The organism is Paenibacillus tritici (assembly GCF_013204885.1).
GTDB classification, from domain to species: Bacteria; Bacillota; Bacilli; order Paenibacillales; family Paenibacillaceae; genus Paenibacillus_AQ; species Paenibacillus_AQ tritici.
Map to the genome: position 1 here is coordinate 48,336 of NZ_JABMKX010000005.1, position 26,061 is coordinate 74,396.

Annotated in this window: 19 protein-coding genes; 14 read left to right on the top strand and 5 right to left on the bottom strand. The window is 53.1% G+C overall.

The annotated features are described in order from the left end of the window. Window positions 1–43 precede the first annotated feature (43 nt). From yunB to HQN87_RS09940, 11 genes are all read left to right on the top strand, one after another. Entirely contained in the window at window positions 44–1,339 is a 1,296-nt protein-coding gene (gene yunB, locus HQN87_RS09890; protein WP_173131561.1) for a sporulation protein YunB, read from the top strand. Between the two features lie 790 nt (window positions 1,340–2,129). Next, window positions 2,130–3,725, top strand: a complete 1,596-nt coding sequence (locus HQN87_RS09895) for a response regulator transcription factor (protein WP_173131565.1) — start codon at window positions 2,130–2,132, stop codon at window positions 3,723–3,725. Continuing rightward, on the top strand, window positions 3,722–5,488 hold the full coding sequence (locus tag HQN87_RS09900; protein ID WP_173131568.1) for a sensor histidine kinase: 1,767 nt from the start codon (window positions 3,722–3,724) through the stop codon (window positions 5,486–5,488). The genes HQN87_RS09895 and HQN87_RS09900 overlap by 4 nt, the downstream gene beginning before the upstream one ends. Window positions 5,489–5,619: 131 nt before the next feature. Next, window positions 5,620–7,023, top strand: coding sequence for an ABC transporter substrate-binding protein (locus HQN87_RS09905; protein ID WP_173131571.1), 1,404 nt, complete (start codon window positions 5,620–5,622; stop codon window positions 7,021–7,023). Window positions 7,024–7,108: 85 nt separating this feature from the next. Continuing rightward, window positions 7,109–7,996, top strand: a complete 888-nt coding sequence (locus HQN87_RS09910; protein ID WP_173131574.1) for a carbohydrate ABC transporter permease — start codon at window positions 7,109–7,111, stop codon at window positions 7,994–7,996. A gap of 56 nt (window positions 7,997–8,052) precedes the next feature. Next, window positions 8,053–8,823 carry a carbohydrate ABC transporter permease gene (locus tag HQN87_RS09915; RefSeq protein WP_173132528.1) on the top strand — a complete coding sequence of 257 codons (771 nt, stop codon included), beginning with the start codon at window positions 8,053–8,055 and terminating at the stop codon, window positions 8,821–8,823. Between the two features lie 17 nt (window positions 8,824–8,840). Then, window positions 8,841–10,682 carry a glycoside hydrolase family 127 protein gene (locus HQN87_RS09920; protein WP_173131577.1) on the top strand — a complete coding sequence of 614 codons (1,842 nt, stop codon included), beginning with the start codon at window positions 8,841–8,843 and terminating at the stop codon, window positions 10,680–10,682. Between the two features lie 30 nt (window positions 10,683–10,712). Continuing rightward, a complete protein-coding gene (locus HQN87_RS09925) occupies window positions 10,713–11,603 on the top strand; it encodes a glycoside hydrolase family 43 protein (RefSeq protein ID WP_216857228.1) in 891 nt (296 codons plus the stop codon). Window positions 11,604–11,848: 245 nt separating this feature from the next. Then, window positions 11,849–12,376, top strand: coding sequence for a hypothetical protein (locus HQN87_RS09930; RefSeq protein ID WP_173131580.1), 528 nt, complete (start codon window positions 11,849–11,851; stop codon window positions 12,374–12,376). Continuing rightward, window positions 12,373–15,093 (top strand): non-contractile tail sheath protein, encoded by a 2,721-nt coding sequence (locus HQN87_RS09935; RefSeq protein ID WP_436836463.1) that lies wholly within the window; start codon window positions 12,373–12,375, stop codon window positions 15,091–15,093. The genes HQN87_RS09930 and HQN87_RS09935 overlap by 4 nt, the downstream gene beginning before the upstream one ends. 172 nt (window positions 15,094–15,265) lie before the next feature. Further along, on the top strand, window positions 15,266–15,925 hold the full coding sequence (locus HQN87_RS09940; RefSeq protein WP_173131587.1) for an alpha/beta hydrolase: 660 nt from the start codon (window positions 15,266–15,268) through the stop codon (window positions 15,923–15,925). Window positions 15,926–16,052: 127 nt separating this feature from the next. Here HQN87_RS09940 and HQN87_RS09945 read toward each other — a convergent pair whose 3' ends face one another. Continuing rightward, complete coding sequence (locus HQN87_RS09945) at window positions 16,053–17,075, bottom strand: LacI family DNA-binding transcriptional regulator (protein ID WP_173131590.1); 1,023 nt, start codon at window positions 17,073–17,075, stop codon at window positions 16,053–16,055. A 99-nt stretch (window positions 17,076–17,174) separates the two neighbouring features. On the opposite strand from HQN87_RS09945, the gene HQN87_RS09950 reads away from it, so the two are divergent. After that, on the top strand, window positions 17,175–18,875 hold the full coding sequence (locus HQN87_RS09950) for an alpha amylase N-terminal ig-like domain-containing protein (protein ID WP_173131592.1): 1,701 nt from the start codon (window positions 17,175–17,177) through the stop codon (window positions 18,873–18,875). A gap of 2 nt (window positions 18,876–18,877) precedes the next feature. Here HQN87_RS09950 and HQN87_RS09955 read toward each other — a convergent pair whose 3' ends face one another. Further along, entirely contained in the window at window positions 18,878–19,984 is a 1,107-nt protein-coding gene (locus HQN87_RS09955) for a M23 family metallopeptidase (protein WP_173131595.1), read from the bottom strand. A gap of 220 nt (window positions 19,985–20,204) precedes the next feature. Here HQN87_RS09955 and lipA point away from each other — a divergent pair, with 220 nt between their 5' ends. Together lipA and HQN87_RS09965 are read left to right on the top strand one after the other, a co-directional pair. Continuing rightward, window positions 20,205–21,110 (top strand): lipoyl synthase, encoded by a 906-nt coding sequence (gene lipA, locus HQN87_RS09960; protein WP_246553048.1) that lies wholly within the window; start codon window positions 20,205–20,207, stop codon window positions 21,108–21,110. Between the two features lie 364 nt (window positions 21,111–21,474). Beyond that, window positions 21,475–22,197, top strand: a complete 723-nt coding sequence (locus tag HQN87_RS09965; RefSeq protein ID WP_173131598.1) for a YutD family protein — start codon at window positions 21,475–21,477, stop codon at window positions 22,195–22,197. A 147-nt stretch (window positions 22,198–22,344) separates the two neighbouring features. Here the strand turns inward: HQN87_RS09965 and HQN87_RS09970 are convergent, their stop codons facing one another. From HQN87_RS09970 to HQN87_RS09980, 3 genes are all read right to left on the bottom strand, one after another. Further along, window positions 22,345–23,793, bottom strand: a complete 1,449-nt coding sequence (locus HQN87_RS09970; protein WP_173131601.1) for a S41 family peptidase — start codon at window positions 23,791–23,793, stop codon at window positions 22,345–22,347. Window positions 23,794–23,825: 32 nt separating this feature from the next. Further along, the gene (locus HQN87_RS09975) at window positions 23,826–25,010 is read right to left on the bottom strand and encodes a stalk domain-containing protein (protein WP_173131603.1); all 1,185 of its coding nucleotides are present in this window, start codon (window positions 25,008–25,010) and stop codon (window positions 23,826–23,828) included. Between the two features lie 178 nt (window positions 25,011–25,188). Then, a complete protein-coding gene (locus tag HQN87_RS09980; RefSeq protein ID WP_173131607.1) occupies window positions 25,189–25,986 on the bottom strand; it encodes an NAD kinase in 798 nt (265 codons plus the stop codon). Between the last annotated feature and the right edge of the window lie 75 nt (window positions 25,987–26,061).

The window sequence follows — 26,061 nt, forward strand, 5'->3', positions numbered from 1 at the left end:
GAGAGCGGCTTGACCGCAGAAATGTCGGGAGGGACTGCAGGGCATGGGCAGAATCAGAAAATGGGGGAAGCGCAGTGCAGGCATACCATTCTTCGGCGGTCTGCGTCTGCCGGGCTTCAGCTGGGGCGGGCTGAGGGGACCGGCCGGACGCCGTTCGGCCTTCAAGGCCAAACCATCCAGGGCCGGGTTCAGGCTGCCGGGTCCGGGGACCAGATTCGAGGCGAAGCCGTCAAGATCGGGGCCGCGACCGGCGGCGCGGGGCCGGAGCGGGGGCTTCGTGGCGAAGCCCTCCAGATCCGGAGGCCGGGCGGGCCGTAACGAAGCGGCTGCGTCCGGCACGGGACCGGGCGCTCCGGGCCAGCGGGTCTGGCGCAAGGCCAGCCGGACCGGGGGCGGGTTCAGCCTGTTCCGCAGCAGGGGCGGGAAGAGGCCGGAACCCGGCGAAGGCAGGGGGCGGAAGCCGCGCAGACGGGGCAGGTTCTGGATCATTGTGAGCCTGCTGCTGATTCTGGCGGTGCTTCAGGGACTGCGATATGTGGAGCAGCATCTGAAGCCGCCGATTCTCCATCTGGCGCAGATCCGGGTGAAGCAGATTGCCACAGAATCCATTAACAAGGCGATTACCTCCCAGGTTGCGGACGGCGGGAATGCGGAGGCGCTGATCGACTGGAAGACCGATAAGAACGGCAAGATCTCCGGGTTCATGCTCAACTACAAGGAGCATATGCGGATTACCTCCCAGGCTGCCGAGGTCATCCAGTCCACGCTGCAGGAGCTGCATAACCAGACGGAACATATTCCGCTCGGCCAGGCGCTCGGCAGTCCGCTGATTGCCTCCTATGGTCCTGATATTCCGATCAAGATCGAGCCTCAGGGCGCCGTTAAGGTAGAGCTGAACACACGGCAGCAAAACGCCGGAATCAATATGATTCTCGTAGAAGTCTTTATCCATATTGTGACCGAGGTTGCAGTCGTGATTCCATTCGATATGGAGCCGCAGGTGGTAGATACAGAAATCCCCGTCTCCTACCTGATGGTCGTCGGCGATGTTCCGATGTATTACTATGATAATCAGGGCCAGCCTGTCGGCGAGAACGGCAGCAGCGCACCGGGAATCGCCATTCCGGCACCTTCGCTGAATACAGAGCATAGCAGTACCGGCAAGGATAGCACGCCAGCGGGCGGAAGCGGGCCGGGCGGGAATGCGAACAACGGTGGGAATAACTCGCCGGACAGTAGCGGCAACTCTGCGCCGGGGGCAAATGCCGGGAGCGGCGGGAATACGGGGAATGCCGGTAATGCCGGGAGTGCCGGAGCTAATTCAGGCAGTGGTGATTAGGGGGATGGAGGGTTAAGGGTTGAGGTGAGGGGAAGGGATGGGGGATATAGGTTAGAGGATGGAGAGGTTGAGAGTAGAGGATGGAGGGTAGAGGATGCAGGATGGAGTATGGAGGATGGAGGATGGAGATTAGCGGATAGAGGGGCAGGATGGAGTATGGAGGATGGAGAGTAGGGGATTGAGGGTGCAGGATGGAGTATGGATGATACGGCGTGGTAGAACATTAAGTGGAAAAACTCCATCTGCTGTTGGCAGAATCTCTGATTCCGGTGACTTAGTTGGAAAAAGGGCACTTAATTTCAGCCGGATTCGCTGATAGCGGGGATATAGGCAGAAGCAAGTGCCATAAATCCAATTAATTTCCGTAAAGCAAGCCAACCGGAATGATTAAGTGGAGGAAATCCAACTGCTGTACCTTGGAGGGACAGGGAGAGATGCAGGAACAGAGAGAGGAACAGGGAGAGGAACAGGGAGAGGAACAGGGACAGCAATATGCGGGCCGCAGGGCCGTTGATGTGATAATGAGAAAGGCTATAGTCCGCAGTCCATGAAGAGCCAAGAAGAGGGATGAATTGCTATGAACCGCCAAGAACCCCAGAACCCCAGAACCCCAGAACCTCCTAAACAGGTGGTTCTTCTTTTTGCGTGGCATAGCCTACTCCACCCGGCCCCAATGATAATCCACCAATCCAATATTAGTGCACTATGATTAAGCCGGAATGACTTTTATAATTAGGGCAAAGCTGAGGCTGATCTGCACTGCAAACTTAATGTCGGGGGGCTGAGTACAGTGAGAATATTGATCGTAGATGATGAGCCCAGGCATCTCAGAGGGATGGTTCATCTGATTGGGCGCCTTCGGCCGGAGGATCAGGTGGTGACGGCGAAGGATGGCTTGGCGGCTATGGAGCTGGTGAAATCCCAGCGGCCGGAAGCCATATTGACAGATATCCGTATGCCCGGCATGGACGGGCTTGAATTTCTGGAACGGCTGAAGGTAGAGGGCGTGCGAACCAGGGTTGTAATGGTATCCGCTTACAATCTGTTTGAGTATGCGCAGAAGGCGGTTCGTCATGGTGCTTATGATTATCTGCTCAAGCCGGTGGAGACGGACAAAATCGCGGATGTCTTAAGCCGGATTGACCTTCTGCTGACAGCGGAAAAGGAGCAGCACCGGGAAGAGGAGGAGCGGCAGCACCAATTGAAGCTGGCCTCTTCCGCTTACCTGAGCCGGTTGATGCTGTCCTGGCTGAATGGAGGTGCAGCCTTGGAGGAGCTGGAGGAGCTGGAGCGTTATGAATGGCTTCAGGGGAGCGGGGCCGCTGTGTATTCGGAGCTGAAATACGGCCGGGACAGCGGCGGCGGGCCGGACAGCAGCTTGTTCGTCCGTGCGCTGGAGCAGGCCTGGTGCAAATGGGGGGAAGCCATAACGGTTCCGCTCGGCGGAATGCTGGAGGAGGGGCTTCTGGCAGCCGTTACCTTGGTTACACTGGAACGGCTAACCCCGGAGAAAAGGGAGCAGGCCCGGTCCATCTCCCGGTCCCTGGCGAAAGAATGGGCAAGTACAGGACAGCTTGTCCACGGGATCGGGCCGGAATGCCAATCTCTGTTGGCTGAAGCGCCGCGGTCTTATCTGGCTGCCAGAACGGCCAACAGCTATAACTTCTACGATTTCCGGCAAGGGCTGCTGTTCGCGGATGAGCTTGGTTCGGCTGCCGGGGCGGTGGCCCCCGATTGGGGCAGAGTGTACGAGGCTTTGTTCATGGAGGATGCCGCTCTTGTTCAGGAAGCCTGCCTTGAGGCTGTCTGCCAGCTTGCGGAGGGCGGACAGGCCAGCCCCATGCGGCTGAAGGAGCAAGCATCGCTGATGCTGCTGCAGATCCGCAGCGACCATCAGGATCTTCTGGGCAAAAGGGCCGGGCAGATCCTGACCGATACGGCCACACTGCTCATCCGTTCATGCCGCTCGTACGGGGAATTGATCGACCTGCTGAACCATGCGCTCCGGGAAGTGCATCTGGCCCTCACCTTATCCAGACAGGATAAGGGGGAGGCGGTTATCGCCGAATGCCTGGACTGGATAGAGCACCATACGAAAAAGAATATAACGCTGGAGCGGACAGCCGAGCTGTTCCATTTCAACCCCTCCTACTTCAGTACGCTGATCAAGAGCAAGACGGGCAAAACCTTCTCCGAGCATGTGACGGCAGCCCGGATGAAGCGGGCCAAGGAACTGCTTGCCGGGGAGCAGCTCAGAATATATGAAATTTCCCTGGAATGCGGATTTCAGGACACGAAATATTTTTGCCGCGTCTTCAAGAAGGTTCACGGCCTGTCTCCCAAAGCCTATCAGCACGTACGCTCGCAAAGGAAACGTGAGATATGAAAATCACCTTCCGTTACCGGCTGCTGGCAAGCTACATTCTGCTGATTGCGATTCCCCTGCTCGTACTCGGGGCATTGTTCTACCGGACCAGCCTGAAGATTATCACGGAGCAGGCGCAGAACAATGTGTATGAGATTGTCAGAAAGAATAATGAAGTCATGGACACGAAGCTGCGGATTGTGGACCAGAACAGCATGTCCCTATTTCTCGATAAGGATCTGTTCCGCATTTTCAGCCAGCTCGACCCCGCGAATCAGACGGATTTGTTCGCAGCGGACCGTCAGGTGACGGCAGTGCTTAGCAAGTATTTCTCCCAGAACCAGGATATTTACGCCTACCAGCTCTGGACCTCCTACTTCACCTTCGGACAATCGCTCCCGCAAGGAGACCCGACTCAATCGGACATCTACGGGATCGCCCGGCAGGCGGGGGGGAAGCTGGTGTGGATTCCTACCTTTGACTTCGTGTCCATGTTCAATCAGCCCTATCTGCAGAACGGAAATCTGGAGTATCGTTATTTGTTCTCAGCCACGCGTGTGCTTGATTTCACCTACCTCAGCAACACGAAGCTGGAGAAAATGGCTGCGGGGGTGGAACGCCCCGTACTTGCCATAAGCTTCAAATCCGAGGTGCTTAAATCCCTGTATGCGGACAGCATTCCGGGCAACTCGCACTATATGGTGCTTGATCCGCAAGATAAGGTGGTGGCCAGCAGTGATCCGGGGGCCGTTGCGCAGACACACAAGGAGGCATGGCTGGATGAGCTGCAGCGGGAGAACAGCGGGGCGCGGCGTATGACGCTGAACGGCGAAGCGGTAATTGTCTGCTTCGACCGTTCGGAGGTGACCGGATGGATGTCTGTGGTCTGGATTCCTGAAGCGGGCCTGGTGAGCAGCCTGGTGCCGGTGATCCGGACTTCTATTACGGTACTGGCGGTGGTGATGGGAATCGTAGCGCTGATGTTCGCTTTTTTCATTGCCGGCAAAATTACCAGGCCGATCAAGCGGCTGTTAAGCGCGATGAGATCGGTGGGCGAAGGCGATTTCCAGACCCGCGTCGAGGTGGTCGGCAATGACGAGTTCGGCATTTTGACGCAGCGCTTCAACCGCATGAATGACCGGATTCATCTGCTCGTGACGGAGAACTACGAGATCAAGCTGAAGGAGAAGGAGGCCGAGATTCAGGCGCTGAACATGCAGATGCACCCGCATTTCCTGTACAATACGCTGAACGTGATGAACTGGATGGCAATTGAGAATGATCAGCAGGAGCTAAGCAGGATGCTAGTCTGCCTGTCCAATATGCTGCATTATACCTCCCGCAAGACCTGGGACGCCGTTCCGTTGTCGGAGGAAATGAGCTGGATGAATAACTATTTCTATATTATGTCGATCCGCTTCGAGGACAAGTTCACCGTAGAGGTGGATATGGACCCGCGTCTTTTTGAATACGATGTGCCTAGACTGCTGTTCCAGCCGTTCGTGGAGAACGCGATTCTGCACGGCTTCGAGCAGACCGATTCGGGCGGCCTCATCGGGATTCGCGGCTGGATTAACGGAGGTACCCGCTATTATGAGGTGGCCGACAACGGCCTCGGCATGAGCCAGGAAGCTGTACAAGCGATTTTGCATGAGCGGTCTTCTTCCGTGGGTATCAAGAATACGATTGACCGCATTCAGATCACCTATGGCGGCGCCTACGGAATATCCATGGTCTCCGCTCCCGGACAAGGCACAAGGGTGATCATTACGCTACCTCTGTAAGCCCAATCACAGTCCACCAATCCAAAGAGATTAGGGTTATGTAAGCGCTATCTAATCTTTTATAATAAAGCCATCATAGACTGCAGCTATGAACCACCCGTGGAACTTAGAAATCGAGAGGGGCTCGGAATATGTTGCAACCAAGAAAATCGGTCTTCCTTATATTGGCGCTGGTTCTGATGCTTGCCGCTGTGCTGTCTTCATGCTCGAAACCCAATACCGCAGGCCCCGATACGTCCGCATCTTCCGGGAATTCCGGATCGAAGGAGAAGATTACGCTGCGGATGACCGTCTGGGGATCACCGGAGGAAGTGGCTCCTTACAAAACAGCTATTCAGAAATTCGAAACCAAGTATCCTAATGTCAAAGTTGAGCTTCAGCATATTGCCGCTGATTATGATACCAAGCTGACGACGATGGTCGCCGGTAATGATGTGCCGGACATCGCCATGATGGAATCGGGCACGATCGCCTTTCCGATGGCGGAGCAGGGCAAATTCTACAATCTCCAGGAATTTCTCGATACGGATGCCGACATCAGTCCGGATACGCTGGTTCCCAATATTATCTACTCCCTGGAGCCGGGCAATGTAATCGGGATCGGACCGGGACCGGAATCCTTCGGCCTGTTCTACAATGAGGATATCTTCAAGGAAGCCGGCATTGAACCTCCCCCGTCGAATGTGGCCGATGCCTGGACCTGGGATGAATTTGTCGAGGTGGCGAAGAAGCTGACGGTGGACACGAATGGCAAAACAGCAGACCAGGAGGGCTTTGATCCCAAGAAAATCAAACAATATGGAGCCAATGTCTCCACCTGGTGGGGAGTGTACAGCAACTTTATCTATTCCAATGGCGGAGATTTCATCTCGGCGGACGGCAAAACCTTCGGGCTGAACCAGCCGGAGGCGGTGGAGGCCCTTCAGAAGATCTCCGATCTGATGAATGTGCATCACGTATCCCCTTCCCCCGTGCAGTCCAAGAATATTCCGGCAACGAATGTAGCCCTCCAGACCAAGAAGGTGGCGATGACTGTGGACGGGCAATGGGCAAGCGCAGGCCTCGCCAAGTCGAAGTTCAACTTCAATGTCGGAGTTATGCCTGTAATGAAGGAGCCGGTTACCACCGTGGTCTGCGGCATGTTCTCCATCTTCAAATCCACCAAGCATCCCCAGGAGACCTGGGAGCTGCTGAAGGCGCTGCTCGATCCCGAAGCCTCCATTGACATGCTTACAGCCGGAACCTGGATGCCATCTCCCAAGGACTGGTACACTGATCCGGCGCTGCTCGCCAAATGGACGGAGAATCTGGATGCCAGACCTTCCGGTTATAAAGAAGCTATCGTGGATGTGATTCTGACCAAAGGCCACCAGACGCCGACCGGATATGTGAAGAACTTCAACAATATTATGGATCTGGTCAATCCCGCCCTGGATAAGGTATGGCTCGGCCAGCAGACCGCCCAGGAAGCGATGGACTCGATCGCTGCGAAAGCTCAGGCCCAGATTAAGGGACGCCGTGATATTAAGGAATAACCAACTGCGAAACTAGCAGCAGGGAGCGGCGTCCGAATCCTCGTTCGCCGTTCTTTTTGCCGAAATTTCGAGACTGGAGGCCGGTATGCGAAAGGGAATGTTCTACGGGCTGCTGTTCACGGCCCCCGCCATACTTGGATTTGCCATTTTTACGCTGGGTCCGATGATCGCAAGCCTGGTGCTCAGCCTGACCGACTATAATGTATTCAAGGAGCAGACTGCTTTTGTCGGTGTGGATAATTATATGCGGCTGTTCTCAGGAGAGGATGAGCTGTTCTATAAATCGCTCGGGATCACCTTCTATTTCGTCCTGCTCCGTGTGCCTGCGGTGATTCTCATCTCCTTCGGGATCGCGCTGCTGCTGAATCTCAATGTAAAAGGAAGAGCGATCTTCCGTACGATTATCTATCTTCCGAGCATTGTTCCGGCGGTGGCTTCGGCCATGATCTGGATGTGGCTGCTCAACCCCGATCTGGGCCTCATTAATTCGCTGCTCAGCCGGCTGCATCTGCCGACCAGTGACTGGCTGTACGGGGAAGGCAGCGTCATTCCGTCGGTGGTGCTGACCACGCTGTGGGGCATCGGCAGCACGGTGATTATTTTCCTCGCCGGACTCTCCGGCATCCCCCGGCAGTATTACGAGGCGATTGAGGTGGACGGAGGGGGCTGGCTGCGCAAGCTGAGCCACGTGACGATTCCGATGGTCACCCCCACGATCTTTTTCAATACGATCATGACGATTATCGGCTCCTTCCAGGTCTTCAACGAAGCCTATATTCTGACTCAGGGCGGACCCAACAACCGAAGTCTGTTCTATGTATTCTATTTGTGGAGAACGGGCTTCCGGGATGCCGAGATGGGGTATGCGTCCGCGCTGGCCTGGATCTTGTTCATCATCATTCTGTTCTTCACCTTCATCGTCTTCAGAACCTCGAAGTCGTGGGTGTATTACGAAGGGGGGGACCGGGCTTGAGACCATCGAAGCTGTCACTTACCGCAGGCTATGGAGCGCTTATCCTGATCTCCGGCATGTTCATCATTCCGTTTGTCTGGCTGATCCGCAGCTCGCTGATGAATTTATCGCAGATCTTCACCATGCCCCCCGAGTGGATACCGAAGCCGTTTCAGTGGAGCAACTTCCATAAGGCGCTTACGGTGCTGCCGTTCGATGTGTTCTTCAAGAACACGCTGATTATTGTGGTCACCGTGCTTGTGGGGACCGTAATTACCAGCAGCATCGGAGCGTTCGGGTTCTCACGGATTCAGTGGAAGGGCAGGGACACGGTATTCGCCATTCTGATGACCAGCATGATGCTGCCGGCGGCGGTCACGATGATCCCGAGTTTTCTCGGCTGGCAGGTGCTGGGCTTCTACGATACGCTGTATCCGCTGATTGTGCCAGCCTATTTCGGCGGCGGAATCTTCAATATCTTCCTGCTCCGGCAATTCTATCTGACCATTCCGCGTGATTTCGATGAAGCGGCCTTTGTGGACGGGGCCAACTACTGGAAAATCTATACCCGGATCATCTTCCCCTTAAGCCGTTCCGCGATTATCGTGGTTGCCTTATTCAGCTTCCTGGCTTCCTGGAACGACTTTATGGGGCCGCTGATTTACCTGAAAAGCGACAGTCTCTTCACCCTTGCTCTGGGCCTGCAAATGTTCCAGGGTACCTACACCGCGCAGTGGGATCTGCTGATGGCGGCTTCGGCCACCGTCGTTCTGCCCTGCGTCATTGTGTTTCTGGCCGGTCAGCGTTACTTTCTGGAGGGCATTACCTTAACGGGATTGAAAGGATAAAGGAGGCGGGAACGGAAATGACAGAGCACCAAACGAAGCTGCATATCTGGCAGGGTGTGTCTTTTACGGGAGTTACAATCAATGATCGGTTCTGGCTGCCGCGCCTGAAGGTGCTCCGGCAGACCACACTGCCGGACTGTCTGTCCAAATGTGAGGAGACCGGCCGCATCAAGAACTTCGCCAAGGCCGGAGGCCTGCTGGAAGGGCATTACGAGGGCAAATATTATAATGACTCGGATGTCTATAAGGTGCTTGAAGGCATTGCCTATACGCTGATGTCGGAGCGGGATGCCCGGCTTGAGGCTGAGGCCGACCGGATCATCGGGCTGATCGCCGCAGCGCAGGAAGAAGACGGCTACCTGTGTGCTTACTTCACACTGGAGAATCCAGAGAGCAAATGGACGGATATGGAGAAGCATGAGATGTACAACGGCGGCCACCTGATTGAAGCGGCGGTTGCCTACTATGAAGCGACGGGCAAGCGTGAGCTGCTGGAGGTCGCCTGCCGTCTGGCGGATCATGTTGACGGGGTCTTCGGCCCCGGCAAGCGGCACTGGGTGGAAGGACATCAGGAGATCGAGCTGGCGCTGGTGAAGCTGTACCGCGTGACCAGGGCTGAGCGCTACTGGAAGCTTGCGCTGTGGCTGCTGGAGGAGCGCGGCCATGGGCATGGTGTGGGCGCGATCTGGGACAATCCGGAATGGGGACCAGCCTATTGTCAGGATGATGTTCCCGTCCGCGAGATTAAGCAGGTGACCGGCCATGCCGTCCGTGCGATGTATCTGTATACGGCCATGGCGGATATTGTCCATGCTTCAGGGGATTCCGCTTATGCGGAGGCTCTGCACCGGGTCTGGAGCCATACGGTAGAGCGCAACATGTATATAACGGGCGGCATTGGCCCGTCCAGGCATAATGAAGGCTTCACCTTCGATTATGATCTGCCCAATGAGACCGCTTATTGCGAGACCTGCGCTGCCATTGCCATGGTGTTCTGGAATCACCGGATGAACCTGACGTTCAGGGACGGTAAATATGCCGATGTGGTGGAGCGTGAGATATACAACGGCGCCTTATCGGGAATCTCGCTCTCCGGGGATAAGTATTTCTATGAGAATCCGCTTGCCTCACAGGGCGGGCATCATCGTGTCCCCTGGTTCGAGACCTCCTGCTGTCCGACCAATCTGGCCCGCTTCCTGCCTTCTCTGGGTCAATACGTCTATGCCATTACTGAAGATGGCCTGGCGGTCAATCAATATATGAACAGTGAGGCAAAGCTAGTGCTGGCCAGCGGACTGGGTGTCGGGCTGAAGCAGAGCACTCTGTATCCCTGGAATGGCAGGATTGAGCTTGAGGTTAATCCAGCAGTAAGTGCCAGCTTCAGTATCCGGCTGCGCGTGCCGGAATGGTGCAGGGGCTACCGGCTGGAGGCTGGCAGCGTCAGCATCAGCAGCGCCGAAGCTTTGACGGATCAAGGGTATCTGGTACTGAACCGGCATTGGTCGCCGGGAGATACGATTGTGCTTGAGCTGGATATGCCCGTGGATCTTGTGCGGGCCAAGCCGGAAGTGGAGGCGGACAGAGGGAGGGTTGCCGTTCAGCGGGGACCCGTGGTGTACTGCCTGGAGCAGACGGATCATCCCGGATGGTCCTATGATGCCTTCTCCATTGCGGCCGGGGCCAAGTTCCGGGTGGAATCCCTGCCGGAGCTGCTGGGCGGGGTGACGGTGCTATGGAGCCAGGATGAAGAAGGCAGGCGGCTACGGTTCATTCCCTATTATGCCTGGGACAACAGGGAGCCTGGTTACATGCAGGTCTGGGTCCGGGAACGGGAAGAGAGCGGCCTCTACCGCTTCTAAATAAGTCATTACGGAGAAAGGAGGGTTCGCTTGCGAGGAATCACGAACCCTATTGTACCGGGCTGGTATGCAGACCCCGAAGCACGAACCTATCAAGGCAGGCATTATATATATGCGACCAGGTCCTTCACGGAATATACCCGGCAGATGAATCTGGATGTCTTCAGTTCCGCGGACTTAATCCATTGGCAGACGCATGAGAGCATTATCACCATGGGTGATTTCCCCTGGATCTGGAGGGCGGTATGGGCTCCGACCCAGATGGAGCATAACGGCCGCCATTATCTGATCTTCGCCTCGAACGATATCCAGAAGGACGGCGAAGCCGGCGGGCTGGAGATTGCCGTCGCGGATTCTCCTGAAGGCCCGTACAGAGGGTATCTCCACCAGCCGCTGATCAGCCGGTTCATTCACGGCGCCCAGCCCATCGACGCTCATCTGTTCAAGGATGATGACGGTGCGGTCTATCTGTATTACGGGGGCTGGGGGCATTGCAACGTGGCCCGGATGAATGAGGAGATGACGGGCTTTGTCCCTTTGCCGGACGGGCAGGTGATCCGTTCCGTTACCCCGCCGGGTTATGTGGAGGGACCGTGTATGATCAAGAAGGACGGTCTATATTATCTGATGTGGTCGATGGGCGGGTGGACGAACGGGACTTACCGGGTAGCTTACGGCGTAAGTGACAATCCGCTGGGTCCGTTCGGGAACAAGGGAACGATCCTGGAGAGGCAGGAGCCCGTGGCGGAAGGTCCCGGCCATCACGGATACCTGCATCTGCCGGAGCGGGATGAATGGCTGATCGTCTATCACCGGAGAACCATCGGAGATCCGGAGCCGGGCCACCGCATGTTATGTATCGACCGAATGGACTTCGCCGACGGCGGAATCCAGCCGGTCGTTATGACTGACGGGTGGTGAGCTTGTTCCGGTACACTATTAAGGAGGCCTTGGCTTATGCTGAGGCCTCTTTTGTGGTTGTCAGAAAATTAAGAATGAATGTTCACATAACAAAGCAAAATTAGACGATTTTCGACAAAAAACGACTCTTAATCCCTATTCTCAAACCTACTCGATTTAAACTATAATGAATGTCGCATCTGATAATTAATTAAATTTTGAATCGATTCCTACAGACTTGACACAAAAAAGAATGGGGTAGGTACATGAACGCAAGGTTAAAGGCAGCACTCCTAGTCGTTCTGGTTCTGGCAATTAGTATAACCGGTTACTATGGACTGAATAATTCCGACAGCAAGGAACGAATAGAGGCAAACGGTAATGCTGTGGAAGAAGACGATATTGGGGGCAGCAATAAAAGCTATTCGGAACAGATGGCATCCTGGAATACGCCAAGTGAAGTGGTTGCCATGTCTGCCATATCTGAGTCCGTTGTACTCTCACCAGAGCTTATAAAGGCGTTAAATGAAGCCATTTCCGGTACCAGGGAAGAAGCGGAACTAACCAGCTTCATACATCAATATTCCAGTAAGAACATGGAGCATAACCAGCAATTAATTTCATTATTGATTGGTAATGAACAACCTGAGCTTGCCTTAGAACTGGCCACTCTGGTTTGGCAGAGCAATCCCGAGGCGGAAGAGGCCAAAGCTCAATTTGCCAAGGTCTATAACCTGTACACCACAAAAGTTCAGCACAAGCAGAAAGAAACCATCTCTGGAGGAGCTCAATGAAGTCTATCATACGCTGGTTTTCTTTTACCATAGTCTTGTTTATAGGTATAAATGCAGGAAGTCACACTTCTTTGGCACAAGGAGAAGAAAGAGCTTATAAGTTAAAACCGAAGTATCTGGTCAATAATTTTAACTTTGATATGATGTCCGCAACCGTTACGGAGGATGAACACCATTTCTCTACAGTGGGAAATTTCCGCACAAGCAAAGACTTTAATGTAATGTATTGGGAAGCTGAAGATGTGCACAGCCATCCTACACTGAAATATCCAACGGATGGAGACTTTTCAGACTTGGTATTGGAGTACAACTATACGATAAGTGGCGACGCCACTCCGCTAAATGGAGTGCCATCACCAACCCTGACCGTTGTAACAACGGATGATAAGGCATATTATATACGGCTATGGAACTATGTTACCGACCGTCCTATGGAGGGCTGGGAGAAGGAGGTCAGCGATTCACTGAATATTGACTACTCTTTTCCAGTGGGCCGGGAGGAGGGGACAGCAAGCGGAACAGAGGGGGCAATCCGCATTGACTTTAACAATCTGTATGCAGGATGGGTGCCTTTTATACAGGGGAAGGATCGTGCAGGAGAGGTATCCTGGATTCCGAATCCGGATTGGGTTAAAGTCCCGGTCACTAGTATCAAGCGCCTGGAATGGGCTTTTGTACCGCAGGAATATGATTACAACGAAGCAGAGATACGCTACTTCACTGAATCCAAACCATTCAAAATTGATTTTTCAGATTGGAATGTATACGGAAATGCATTTTTGATGAATGAGAAACCCTATGCTCCCGAAGGGAAAGTCAGAATCAGTGACGGATATGATGATACCTACAACCTTACACCTGAACGGATTGCGGGTGATTATGCCAGACTAGGCTTTGGGAATACCGTTGATTTCTATGTGGGGGCTTCGCATTTCTACGATAAGGTCTATAACGGAACAACCGGGATGGAGCTGATTACGGACCATCCTTTTAATGAGGCCTTCAAGAGCTGGTATACCAGTTATGTGAAATTTTTGTCTGCCCGTCAAACCAAAGTAATCTCGTCAATTTCTATGGAGAACGTTGATGCGCCAGCATCCTGGTGGCAGAGGACATGGGATGGGAAAGGTGCCGAAACATTATGGTCTCCTGCACCCAAGCTATTGAGCTTCTCCAATACAGCAGTTCAAAGCTATTACAAAAAATATATATTGGGCTTATCCAAAATACATACAGACAGTGGTATGCCCCCGATTATTCAGCTTGGTGAGCCATGGTGGTGGTATATGGATAGCCTGCCGGGCAGTCCGCCGACTTTCTATGATGATTCTACTAAATATTTATACCAACAGAAGTTCGGCAAGCCAATGCATCAATTCAAATCGGCTTACGACTCTATCAGCGGTCATGAAGAGATGCTAAGCTGGCTTAGCGAACAGAACGGGAAGTTCTCCCTTCTCCTCAGGGACACCTTGAAAGCAGTATATCCACAAGGTCAGTTTACGGTTCTGTTGTTCATTCCTACTGTAGTAGATCCTGAATTAGCTCCGAAAATGATGGGTATTGTGAATTTCCCTATAGAGCAATGGAAGTCGCCAAACCTCGATTTCTTCATGATCGAAGACTACGACTATCTGATCGCCAATAACATGGAGAAGCATAGACAGGCGCTGACAGTGGCGCAACGGAAGCTGGGGTATGGTCCCGGGCAAATTCATTATCTATCAGGTGCAGATTCAACCAATAACAATGCGATCTGGAAGAATATTGACCAGGCTATTAATGATGGAATCAATATGAGATTCTCAGGAGTCTACGTGTGGGCTTATCCGCAGGTGAAGACCAAGGGCTGGGTACAGCCTGTGATTATTGAATCCTCAGTTCCTCCGGGGCTGCAGAAGAGCGGCTCGATTCAGATTCAATTAAGCTCGGCAGGAGCAGATTCAATTATCTATACGTTAGATGGCCGGGAACCAACCCTATCAACAGGCCAAGCGTATACGGGAACTCCTATAGCTATTTCAAAAGATACAAGAGTTAAGGCTGCTGCCGTGAAAAACGGTGTAACCAGCAGCACGGTACAATTCGATTACCTGTTCGACCGGAAGCAGTATCAGTATGATGCAACCAACCGGCTGCAATGGTTCACCTTATTCCAGGATGATCAGAAGTATCGGATTTCATATGTCTATGACAAAGAAGGAAATCAGACCCGAAAAATTGTGAATAAAATCTTTAATATGTGGGGCGACCAGAATATTATTCCTGTCATGCTAGAAGACAAGTCGCCGGATGGCAGTACCGCCAGTGCCAGCAGTAACTTTGGTGCCGATTATTTACCGTACAAAGCCTTCGATCATCTGGATCTGGAACAGGCATGGATTTCCAATGGTACTGTAGAGGGCTGGCTTGCATTTAAATTCCCAAGCTCCAAGAACGTGATCTCCTATAAAATCTATCCGAGAAATGAGAACACAGCTATTAACGCCTCCCCTAAATCATGGACCTTCGAGGGGTACGATGGAACCCAGTGGGTGGTGTTATCACAGGAGAGTAATGTGACAGACTGGACAATCAGAGAGGCCAAAACGTTCAACGTCTCACAAAGCGGGAGCTATGCGGAGTACCGGATCAAGATTACAGAAAATAACGGATATTGGTATACAAGTATCGGTGAGGTTGAAATGACTCAAGGCGATTCCGGCCATGACCAGTAATAGTAGCTTGAACGGTGTGGCTGAAGCGAATAGTGAATTTACAATTGAGTAGTGAGAAGTATTCATAGCTGTAACCAGAGAGTAAACCTTGACTTCATTGCCGTTAAGGTTTATTTTTCTATAAATGGATGAAATAGCAGAAAGGAAACGAGGAACAATCATGGATAGCTGTTTGTTTATACACGGTTTCACTGGAGGCACACATGAGATCTCTCCGCTTGCCCGGTTTCTGGAGGCGAACGGCTATGTGGCCAGAATGTTTACCTTACAAGGACATGGAGGCAGCCGCAGCGATCTGCTCCATTCAAGCCGCGGGGGGTGGAAGCGAAGCGCCGAGGAAGAGCTGAACCAACTGCTTGCAGGCTCCGGGAAGGTACATCTGATCGGATTCTCCACCGGGGCGCTGATCGCTTCCCATCTGTCCGTACAATATTCTTCCCGAATCGGGTCACTGACACTGTTGTCGACTCCGGTATTCCCGCTGAATCCGGCCGAGATTCTGCGGACGCTGGTCCGCCCGGAGATGCTGCGGAAGTACATCCGCAACCTGGGCTCCACTCCAATGCGAGCTACCCGGGAGTTCCAACGCCTGGTTCGTGAGAGCTTTGAGGTCTACCCGCAGGTGGAGCTGCCTACGCTCATTGTGCAGGGCAGACGGGATCATCTGGTCAAATTCAAAAGTGCGAATTATCTGGAGCAGACGATTCCTGCCGGGCGTAAGCAGGTGCTGATTATGGAGAGAAGCGGACATATGGTCTGTCACAGCGGGGAGAGTCCCGCTATGATGGATGAGGTTCTCCGGTTTATCCGCAGCTCGGGCACTTCCGGGTAAGGTGAAGAACCCTTCCACGGGTGGAAAGGGTTCTTCGGTCTGCGGCTAATTCTATGATTTCACGTTGACATTAGCCGGGGGGCATGGTACTTTCAACTTAAGGAAACCGGTTTCCTGAATAGACAATTTATTGTGTCCTGCTGCTTCGCCGCGAGGATAAACGGGGAATTAACTCCGGCTCCAGCAATTGTCCGCTCACGGCAGCAGCCTTATTGTTCAGCTTGTCCATTAACAGGCGGCCTGCGGACACGCCCAGCTGGAAGGTATCCATATCCAGGGAAGTCAGCGGAGGTGTGGTGTAAGGGGATAATGGATATTCATCGAAGGTGGCAATACCCAGCCCGGACGGAATCGGTACTTGTAATTCCCGGGCAGCCTGCAGCACACCGTATGCGGAGAAGTTACTCATGCAGACGATGGAGCCGGGCGGTTCTGCGCTTTGCAGCAGCTGAAGTGCCGCCTGGTAGCCGTCCTCCTCGACAGCCCTTCCATTGATAATCCATTCACCGCGTATAGCGATTCCCGCCTGTCCGAGTGCGCGCTTATACCCGGCAGCGCGGCGTAGGAAGAGCGGTTCATCCTTCTGCCCGCCGATAAAGGCAACAGACGGATATCCCTGCTCCAGCAGATGCCTTGTCAGCATGAACCCGCCCAGCTCATTGTCACAATCGACCCAGACCCCCGGAGCAGCGATCTCACCGATGGATATATAGGGGAACTGGAGCCGGTTCAGTTCAGCGCAGGAGTCGGGAGTCAGCACCGAGGTGTTGGCAATAATTCCGTCCACCCGCTTATTCAGCACCAGTCTGTGCAGGAAATGCCCCTCGGCATGGTCATGCTGGATATTGGCAATGGTCAGCTCATATTTCAGAGGTCCGATGACGCTCTCCACCCCGCCGATAATATTATAGAAGAACTGATTCAGGAATTCGCTTTCCTTGGACATATCAATCAGGATCGCAATCGTGTTGCTGCTCTGTCTGGCAAGTCCGGTAGCGATACTGCTTGGGGTATAGTTCATCTGTTTGATAATTTCTCTGACCCGGGATTTCGTTTCCTCCGATATTTTGGGAGAGTCGTTCATTACCTTGGATACGGTGGATTTGGCGACACCCGCTGCCTGGGCAATATCCTTAATTGTAACTTTCATAGCTATCCCTCCCGGTCCTAAAGGTATTGGTACGTTCTACCTGTCATAATAACACAGTTGCTGAGGCTGCTCTATGCAGCATTAAAGGAGACTTATAGTATGCTTACCCGGTTATTTATGTATCACACAGCAGAGGACCCCTTCGCCTTCCCGGTGGGCCCCCGTTTGCTTAAGCTCAGACTATTTGTACAGAGCGGACAAGGCTTATCCTGCACCGTTATCCACGCTGACCGTTATGATTCACCCGGCTGCGAGCTTCCGCAAGAGATGGAGCGGATCGGCTGTGCCGGAGCGTATGACATTCATGAAGCATTAATCCCGGCGGAGACAGGAAAATGCAGATACCTGTTCTATATCGGAAATCCCGCAGGGGAGTATGTATGGTATGGAGAGCGCGGGATCTCCGGGAACAGGGAGCAGGCGGGTGCATTTCAATATGCCTATATTCACCGCCCTCAGGCCATCACGCTGCCTGCCTGGAGTTCAGAAGCGGTGGTCTATCAGATTTATCCCGAGAGCTACCATCAGGGAACCCTTCAAGGCATCACAGACAAGCTTCCCTACCTGCAGCAGCTTGGCATTACAGCTATTTATATGACGCCTATCTTTGAATCGCCATCCGGACATAAGTATAATACTTCGGACTATTACAAGGTAGATCCCGGCTTCGGTACGCTGGAGGATCTGAAGGAGCTTGTCGGGACAGCACACAGGCTGGGGATGAAGGTTCTGCTTGATGCTGTATTTAACCACTCCGGCGATACTTTTTTTGCCTTCAGGGATGTACTGGAACGGGGAGAAGCGTCGCCGTACAAGGACTGGTTCTACATTCATTCCTACCCGGTAAGCGGGGCGCCGGTTCCCGGCTATGAGACCTTCGCCAAGGCGGAAGCGAGCATGCCGAAGCTTAATATGAATCACCCTGAGGTAGCGGATTATATGATGGAGGTCGCCAAATATTGGGTGCGGGAAGCCGGAATCGACGGCTGGAGGCTGGATGTGGCCAACGAGGTGAACCCAGCCTTCTGGACGAGGTTCCGCCGGGAGCTGAAGGCGGAGTTCCCCGACCTGCTGCTGATCGGCGAGATTATGCATGCGTCAGGGCCCTGGCTCCGGGGCGACCAGTTCGACGGCGGAATGAACTATCTGCTGCGGGATGCGGTGCTGGAGTTTTTTGCAGCGCAGTCTGCGGGGCCGGTCCGGTTCATGGAGCAGCTGCTCCATCAGGAAGCCCTGTACAATGATCAGGCCAATTCGGCCATGTTCCAGCTGCTGGGCAGTCATGACACCTTGCGTTTTCTGACTGCCTGCAAGCAGGGAGGCCGGGGCTGGGACCGGGAAGCTACGGCCATGAGCCGGATGAGGCTGGCTGTCTTTTTCCAGATGACTTATCTGGGGTTGCCCATGATCTATTACGGGGATGAAGTCGGCATGGAAGGGGCTACAGACCCGCATTGCCGGGGGCTGATGCTCTGGGAGGAGACGGAACAGGATACCGGATTGCAGGAATGGTACAAACGGCTGATCTCGCTGAGACAACAGCATGAAGTATTGCGCAAAGGGGGATTCCGTCCCTGGTTCACAGATGAAACACGCAATGTTCTGGGTTATATCCGGCGCAGTGAACAGGACAGAATGGGACTGATTATCAATAATTCCCCCAACCGCTACCATCTGGAGCTCCCCAATTACCGTTGTGACAAAAATCTGCTGACCGACCTGCTAAGCGGGCTCAACATCCGCAGTTCAACCCGGATTCTGGTCGAGATAGAGCCCTTTGGCTGTATGATGCTGTATTAGGTCTACTTCTTTTTGTTTTTTCGGAGCTGCCGGTATTCCTGGTTCTCCCATTGCTTGAGCAGCGGATATGGGTCGAACGCCCACTCCGTAATTCCGCGGTCGCGGTAGATGCCATAATGCAGATGCGGCGGGAATTTGCCCTGTGTGCCCGGGCTGCCGTAGCCGGAGCTGCCCACCCACCCGATGGTCTGCCCCGGAGCTACAATATCCCCGCGCTTCAGGGTCTTCTCATAGCCCATCAGATGGGCATAATAATGGTAGCGGTTCTCGATATCGCGGATACCGATCCGCCATCCCCCATACCGGTTCCAGCCCTTGGTCTCTACGATTCCGAAGCAGGTGCTGCGGACAGTCAGGCCATGCGGCGCGAACAAATCGGTACCTTCGTGGATACGGGCGCCGCCCCAGCTCCGCCCGGTCCCCCAGGTGCTGCGGTAGGAATAGTTGGTTCCTATCGGCAGCGGAAAAGCGCTGCCCGACAGATCCAGCCGTCCAAAGTGCTCATACAGCTTGGCGAATTGGGATACACGCTGAGCGGCCCGTCCGTTATGATAATATTCCCAGATTGCGATATTGAAGTCACTTGCGGAATCCCCGTACTTGAGCAGGTGGCTGGCCATGCTGTAGAGCACATCGGCATCATTGCCGGGATCGGCCTTGCCGTCCCCCGATCCGTCCCGTCCCAAGCCGCCGAAGAAGCTGATTGAATCCTGGAGCTTGTCATTCTGGTCCGGATTCAGCGGCCCGGACCATACCGGCGCCGGAATGATAATTCCGGTAACCCGGGGCTTGGCGGCGGCAGTACCGGTTTCCGCAGCATCCGATTTTGTCTTCTTCTTGGCAACAGACCGTTCATACTGATCAATGGCAGCGAACCTGAACCAGGGAATCCCTGTCGCCGCGCTCATTTGTTCGAAGAGCTCTTTGCGGGCGGCGGCAGCGGTCTCTTTGCTGTCCGGGGCGGCAGGCCCGCCGGATTTCAGCTCAGGCAGTGTATGATAACGGGCAGCATTGGCATGTACGGCAGGACTGCCGCTCCAGAGCAAGGCGGCTGCAGACATGCACAACAGGGTTCTGCGGGTGTAATGGTTGGTGAATAAGGCCAGCATGATCTCAACCTCCTGCGTTTGGGCGAATTAGTAACAGTTATTCTTGCGGAATGGCACCTTTGGGGTGCTTTTCTTTAGATTGAAGCAAAAGGACTGTTTTTATCCGTGACTTCCCCAAGGTTCACAAAAACAGGCAATTGCTCATTCCACATGCTATAATATGAGGCAGCAACTTTTGACGATGAAACTGACATTCAGATCGAAAGCGGGGTTCCATACTTTGACTAATAGAACAGCCAAACAGCCCAAGCCAGACTGGATCAAAATCAAGTTAACCACCGGTGAGGATTATCAGGAAATTAAGGGCATGATGCGATCCAAGACGTTACATACCGTATGTGAGGAAGCGCGTTGTCCGAATATTTATGAATGCTGGGCGAACCGCACGGCGACCTTCATGATTCTGGGAGACATTTGCACACGGGCCTGCCGCTTCTGTGCGGTCAATACAGGCTTGCCTACCGAGCTGGACCTGCTGGAGCCGGAACGGGTGGCTGAGGCTGCTGAAGGCATGCAGCTGAAGCATTGTGTGGTTACCAGTGTGGCCCGCGATGATCTTAAGGACGGGGGAGCAGCCATCTTCGCCGGAACAGTAGCCGCTATCCGTAAGCGCCTTCCTCTATGCAGTGTCGAGGTGCTGATTCCTGATTTCCTCGGAGACCGCGAGAGTCTGGAGACCGTGATGAATAGTAATCCGGATATCCTGAACCACAATATTGAGACGGTGGAGCGGATGTCAGACCGTGTCCGGGCCAGAGCCAAGTACCGCCGTTCCCTGGAGCTGCTGCGCCGGGCCAAGGAGATGAAGCCGGAGATTCCAACGAAATCGAGCATCATGCTTGGCGTCGGTGAGCAGTGGGAAGAGATTCTGCAGGCGATGGATGACCTTAGAGCAGTGGATTGTGATATATTGACATTAGGACAATATCTTCAGCCTTCTCCGAAGCATCTGAATGTGGAGAAATACTATCCGCCGGAGGATTTCGCTCTGTTGAAGGAAGAGGGACTGAAGCGGGGCTTCAGCCATGTGGAGGCCGGTCCGCTGGTGCGCAGCTCTTATCGTGCCCATGAGCAGGTTCAGTCTGCTGCCGCGGCCCGTGAGGCCCGTTCTGTATCGCAGGGGTAATTGTTGAATTTGCTTTTGCAAATTCCCCGCATGACGGAGTCACAGGCTCTAGGTCTAGGGTTTAAGTTTTAATGTTTAAAAGGGTTTTTAATGTTTTAATGTTTTTAAAAATGTGGAAAGGGCCAAGGAGCATTAGCGACGCGGCTCTTGGGGGTGGTTCACACCCCCGCGTTGATGGAGTCATGGAGAGGGATTTTGAAATTGTAGGAGCGGTAGCGTCCGCCTTTGTTGTCTGATTTCAACCGCTCAGCGGTTTAAATGGAAGAAATCAGCCAACAACAGCGGCCGGAAATTCAAAATCCCGCGGAATGACGGCTTATCAACGCCCGCCCCCATTCCTCATTGAAAGGCAGGCGACACACGCTTGATCGTTATAGGTGGAAAAGGTTACGAGCTGATGCTCGATCATAAGGATGGCTGGAACCCGGAGGCATTCCGCGGAAGATACAGCGAAGTGCTGGACCGTTACGATTATATTATCGGTGACTGGGGTTACAGCCAATTGCGCCTCAAAGGCTTTTACCGGGATAATCACCCCAAGGTGAACCGGGACACGGCTATTTCAGGCATGGTGGATTATATTAACGAATACTGCAATTTTGGCTGTGCGTATTTTGTGCTGCATAAGCTGAAGGAAGCTCCGCAGGAAGGAACCTTCAAGGATATCCTGATTAAGGAGATTCCCGAGCCTGGGACGGATGAAGATCTGGAGCAGGAGGATGCTGAAGCGGGAGTGAGTGTGAAAGAACACCGGGAACCGCAGACAAAGGCTGGGAACCGGGACCGTGATACCGCAGGCGGCTCCAAAGACAGACCGGTTCGTGAGCATCAGAGCCGGAATCACCGGAACAAAGACGGCCAGGGCAAGAAGAACCATAAAGAATTCCAGGGCAGGGGCCAGCAAGGCAGCCAGGGCAATTCCAACAGCTCTAAGCAGAACCGGGAGCATAGAGAGAACAAATCGAACAGACCGAACAAGCAGGAGAATCCAAACAACCAGAACAACCCGGCTAAACAGGATAATCCGAACATTTCAGCCAAACAGGATAACCAGAACAAGAATAACAATAATAACAACCAGGGGTAAGCAGCGCTATATCAGCGCTTTCTGGTGTTATCGGTGCACTCCCAGGCAGTGCTGCAAACATGCAGCAACCCAAAAAGTCCCTTCGGCCAAATGGCTGAAGGGACTTTTTTGAATAATAATCCATAGTCTCACTACATCAATTATCTGCTATTTCACCGATAACTTCAAATGTTTCTGGGCAGCATTATAGCTCCATACCAGCGCAGGGAATCTTTTCTTGAATGCACTAAGCTCAATGAAGGTCTCTCCATCCTGGAACAGTGCCTCTTTGGAAGCCAGCGTGAACCCGGACACAGTACCGGCGCCGTTGGTCAGCAGCACCTTTTTATTCTTAGCATCCCAGGAGACTTCATTCTCAACAAGAGCGGCCAATACACGGGAAGAAGCATACACTTGATCTCCCTGCTTGATCAGACCAACATTTCCGGCAAAAGCAGTGCCGTTAATATCAAGAATATGGTGGTCTCCAGAGGCTGTAATCTCTTTCATCCCGGCAATTTGCAGGGCGGTAATCAACTGGGCGGTTTTGCCCTTGACCTCAATATCCGGAGCAAGCCCGATATGGTTGAAATCCTCCTTGTTAGGAGTCAGGTACTTCATGGTGGTCAGCTTCAGCTCGCCGCCGCCGGACATAGGGATCAGGCTCTGAATCCGTGCCTTTCCGTAAGAGCGTGTGCCTACAATCGTAGCCAGCTTATTGTCACGAAGAGCACCGGTCAAGGCTTCGGAGGCGCTGGCGGTATATTCATTGGTCAATACTACAACCGGAACCCCGATCTTGCTGCCGTCCGTAATCGTCACAGGCTTCAAGGTACCGGTCTGATCGGAGGTGTACATCATAATACCGGCATCCATGAACTTGGAGACGATATTTTGTGCGCTGTCCATGTAGCCGCCTGTATTATCACGCAGATCCAGCACCAGCGATTTCATTCCCGCCGCACGTACTTTGTCCAGCGCTGCGGAGAACTCTTCATCGGCAGTTTGGGTGAAGCCGTTAATAGAGATATAGGCGATTTTGGAGCCGAGCATTTTGCTGCTCACGGAGGTTGTAGCGATTTCGCTGCGCGTAACCACGTAGGATTTGTTGGCCCCGTTTCTTTGGACCAGCAGGGAGACCTTTGTGCCGGCTTTGCCGCTCAGCTCATCGCCAGCCGTCTCGGCTACACGTACCCCATTAATTTTGAGAATGGAGTCACCGCGTTTCAGTCCTGCTGCCTCTGCCGGGGAACCGCTCATGACTTCCTCAATGTACAGCTCTTTGGCAGTGTACATGAGCCGGACGCCGATACCGACATATTCCAGATCGACCTGGTGGCCGAAGGCAGCAGCCTCCTCCTTATTAAAGTATTGGCTGTAAGGGTCATCCAGTGTACTCACCATACCGTCAATCGCACCCCGGATCAGCGTATCCTGGTCCACACCCTCCACATTGTAATACTCCAGATATTGCATAATTTCATTGATAACATCCGTCTTGGAGGCTTGTACCGTCTCAGCGGCGGCAGCGTCTGCGGCTGAAGCAGCAGGGGCCCAGGCAATAGAGAGAGCCAGACAGCCGCTCAGGACGGAGGTGATAATTTTGGCTGATTTCATGAGTTCATACATCCTTTTGATGGAATTTGAATTTAGGATTCCGTATCGTAGCTAATGTGATAAGAAGTGTCAATCGTCCATGCACCGCTCTCGGATTTGGAGAGAATCAGGATCAGAGATTGGGTGTAGGTCTCCTTTGATTCGCCGTCGGTAACAGTCACTTCTGTATAGACGGCGGCTTCATCGGCAGCAGTAGCATAATAATAGATATTTGCGGAAGACATCGAATAGCCAAGAGCGTAGGTCTCAAAAAAATCACGCAGCTCTTCTTTGTAGGAAGCGTCCTGCTCCTCGCCGTAAGAGGTCATTAAGTCAGCAGTTCCGTCCACATTATGGGCATTCATATTCTCGTAATATTGGCTGACCGTGTTCTTGATCCCGGTAGCATCGCCCTGCGGAACCACAGCCGGCTTCATGCCTTGTTCGCGGGTAAGCAGCACGGAGGATTCCTGAAGCTCCATGGAGGAGATTTTCCAGGAGCCGCCCTGGCGGATCAGCGTATACAAATATTCGTACCGCTCATCCGGCATATAGTAGCCGCCGGTTCTAACGGATTTTTCTACAGTGTAGACTGTAGCCTCCTTGCCTGAAAGACTGAGGATTTTGAGGCTTTCGATCGTATTCTTCAGATCATACAGCTCGAACTGGGAAGTCATGTTGGCTACGGCTTCTGTATTATCCGATTCTCCATCTACAAGCGAATAGAAGCTGATCGCTTTCTCTTCATTATAATACTTGTTGGATAATTGAATGAGTGCTGTGACATCCTTTTCGCTGGAGGATGAGGACTGGGGAACGGTAATCTTCACGCTCCGGCTGGCCGGCTCCCAGGCGGCTGTGCCGCCGGTGGCTTCTGCAATGAAGCGCAAAGGTATGTAAGTGGTACCTGCGCTGGATACTGGAGCCACTGTGAGCGGCTTGACGGTTCCATTAATGCTGGCCCGTTTGCTGCCGATCTTAAGGCTGATACTAAGGTCTGTCCCGGTGCCGGTAACGGTCCCCGTCTTGGAATCCCACAGGACCTTCAGCCCGAGCTTCTCAAAAATACCACGGAAAGGCACAAGTACAGTATTATCCTTCAGATAAGGAGCTCCGGCGGTGAAGGTAAGATTGCTGCCGTTAATATAGACTTTAATAGGTTTGTCTGCGGCAAAAGCAGGAACAGCCAGCACAAGGGCCAGCAGGCTGATGCCCAGCAGGGATAACAATTTCTTCAATAGATTCTCTCCTTCAATTAGAAAACTTTGTAAAATAGGTTCATTATACCATTTGAAAATTCCCTCTGTCTATGCATTCTGCGGGATGTTCCGGGAGAGTAGCAGATTCCCGGCAGTCGGCATAATAAAGCCGGAGAAGCAGGGCATCTCCGGCTTTATATAAATATAACTTGAGCGCTCAGACCAGGAAGGCCTCCCGGACACGGTTCCAGAAAGGGAAGGGACGGTAGCGGGCGAAGCTGATTTTTTTGTCCGATACCTGAGCACGTACGGAGATCAGATCATCCACGGGAATATTATTATGGTCAATGGTCAGCAGCAGGCGCTGATCCTTGCGCGAGAAGATATCGCAGTGATGGTGCTTCGGGAGCAGCAGGGGCGAGCCCATAGTCCGAAATACCCGGTTGTTAATGGATGCAATCTCGGCAATCTGCAGCGCTTCGATCGAGGGGTGCACCATGGCGCCTCCCAGACTTTTGTTATAGGCGGTGCTGCCGGAAGGTGTGGAGACACACAGGCCGTCGCCGCGGAACATTTCGAAGGTGACATCGTTGATATCCACCTGGATAACAACTGTCCCGTCAACCCCTTTCAGGGTGAATTCGTTCAGGGCAATATGCGAGCTTGAACCGGATTTCTTGTGAATCTCCAGTTCGAGCAGCGGGTACTGTACGATACGCGGTTTATGCGGTCCTTCCTCTCCGCACATATAATCAATCAAGGATGGCAGCTCTTCGGCCTGCCAGTCCGCATAGAAGCCCAAATGGCCGGTATGCACGCCCACAAAAGCCAGATTCGGGATCTGATCAATAAACGTATGAAAAGCATGCAGCATGGTGCCGTCGCCGCCAATCGAGATCACAATTTCCGGGGACTCGGCATCCAGCTCCAGATTCCGGCCTTGCGCCAGCTTGTGAAATTGCTCCGCTAGTTGGATGGACAATTCATCTCCGCGGTCCAGAACATAATATCTCAAGATGTACAGGCTCCTTTGTATAATTCAGTCATACACCGATCATAATCAATCTTGACCCGGAACACAATATTAGAG

Excerpts from the sequence above, each read along its gene's own strand:
- yunB (WP_173131561.1), top strand. The coding sequence starts at position 44 with ATGGGCAGAATCAGAAAATGGGGGAAGCGCAGTGCAGGCATACCATTC.
- HQN87_RS09900 (WP_173131568.1), top strand. The coding sequence starts at position 3,722 with ATGAAAATCACCTTCCGTTACCGGCTGCTGGCAAGCTACATTCTGCTG.
- HQN87_RS09905 (WP_173131571.1), top strand. The coding sequence starts at position 5,620 with ATGTTGCAACCAAGAAAATCGGTCTTCCTTATATTGGCGCTGGTTCTG.
- HQN87_RS09910 (WP_173131574.1), top strand. The coding sequence starts at position 7,109 with ATGCGAAAGGGAATGTTCTACGGGCTGCTGTTCACGGCCCCCGCCATA.
- HQN87_RS09915 (WP_173132528.1), top strand. The coding sequence starts at position 8,053 with ATGTTCATCATTCCGTTTGTCTGGCTGATCCGCAGCTCGCTGATGAAT.
- HQN87_RS09920 (WP_173131577.1), top strand. The coding sequence starts at position 8,841 with ATGACAGAGCACCAAACGAAGCTGCATATCTGGCAGGGTGTGTCTTTT.
- HQN87_RS09930 (WP_173131580.1), top strand. The coding sequence starts at position 11,849 with ATGAACGCAAGGTTAAAGGCAGCACTCCTAGTCGTTCTGGTTCTGGCA.
- HQN87_RS09935 (WP_436836463.1), top strand. The coding sequence starts at position 12,373 with ATGAAGTCTATCATACGCTGGTTTTCTTTTACCATAGTCTTGTTTATA.
- HQN87_RS09945 (WP_173131590.1), bottom strand. The coding sequence starts at position 17,075 with ATGAAAGTTACAATTAAGGATATTGCCCAGGCAGCGGGTGTCGCCAAA.
- HQN87_RS09950 (WP_173131592.1), top strand. The coding sequence starts at position 17,175 with ATGCTTACCCGGTTATTTATGTATCACACAGCAGAGGACCCCTTCGCC.
- HQN87_RS09955 (WP_173131595.1), bottom strand. The coding sequence starts at position 19,984 with ATGCTGGCCTTATTCACCAACCATTACACCCGCAGAACCCTGTTGTGC.
- HQN87_RS09970 (WP_173131601.1), bottom strand. The coding sequence starts at position 23,793 with ATGAAATCAGCCAAAATTATCACCTCCGTCCTGAGCGGCTGTCTGGCT.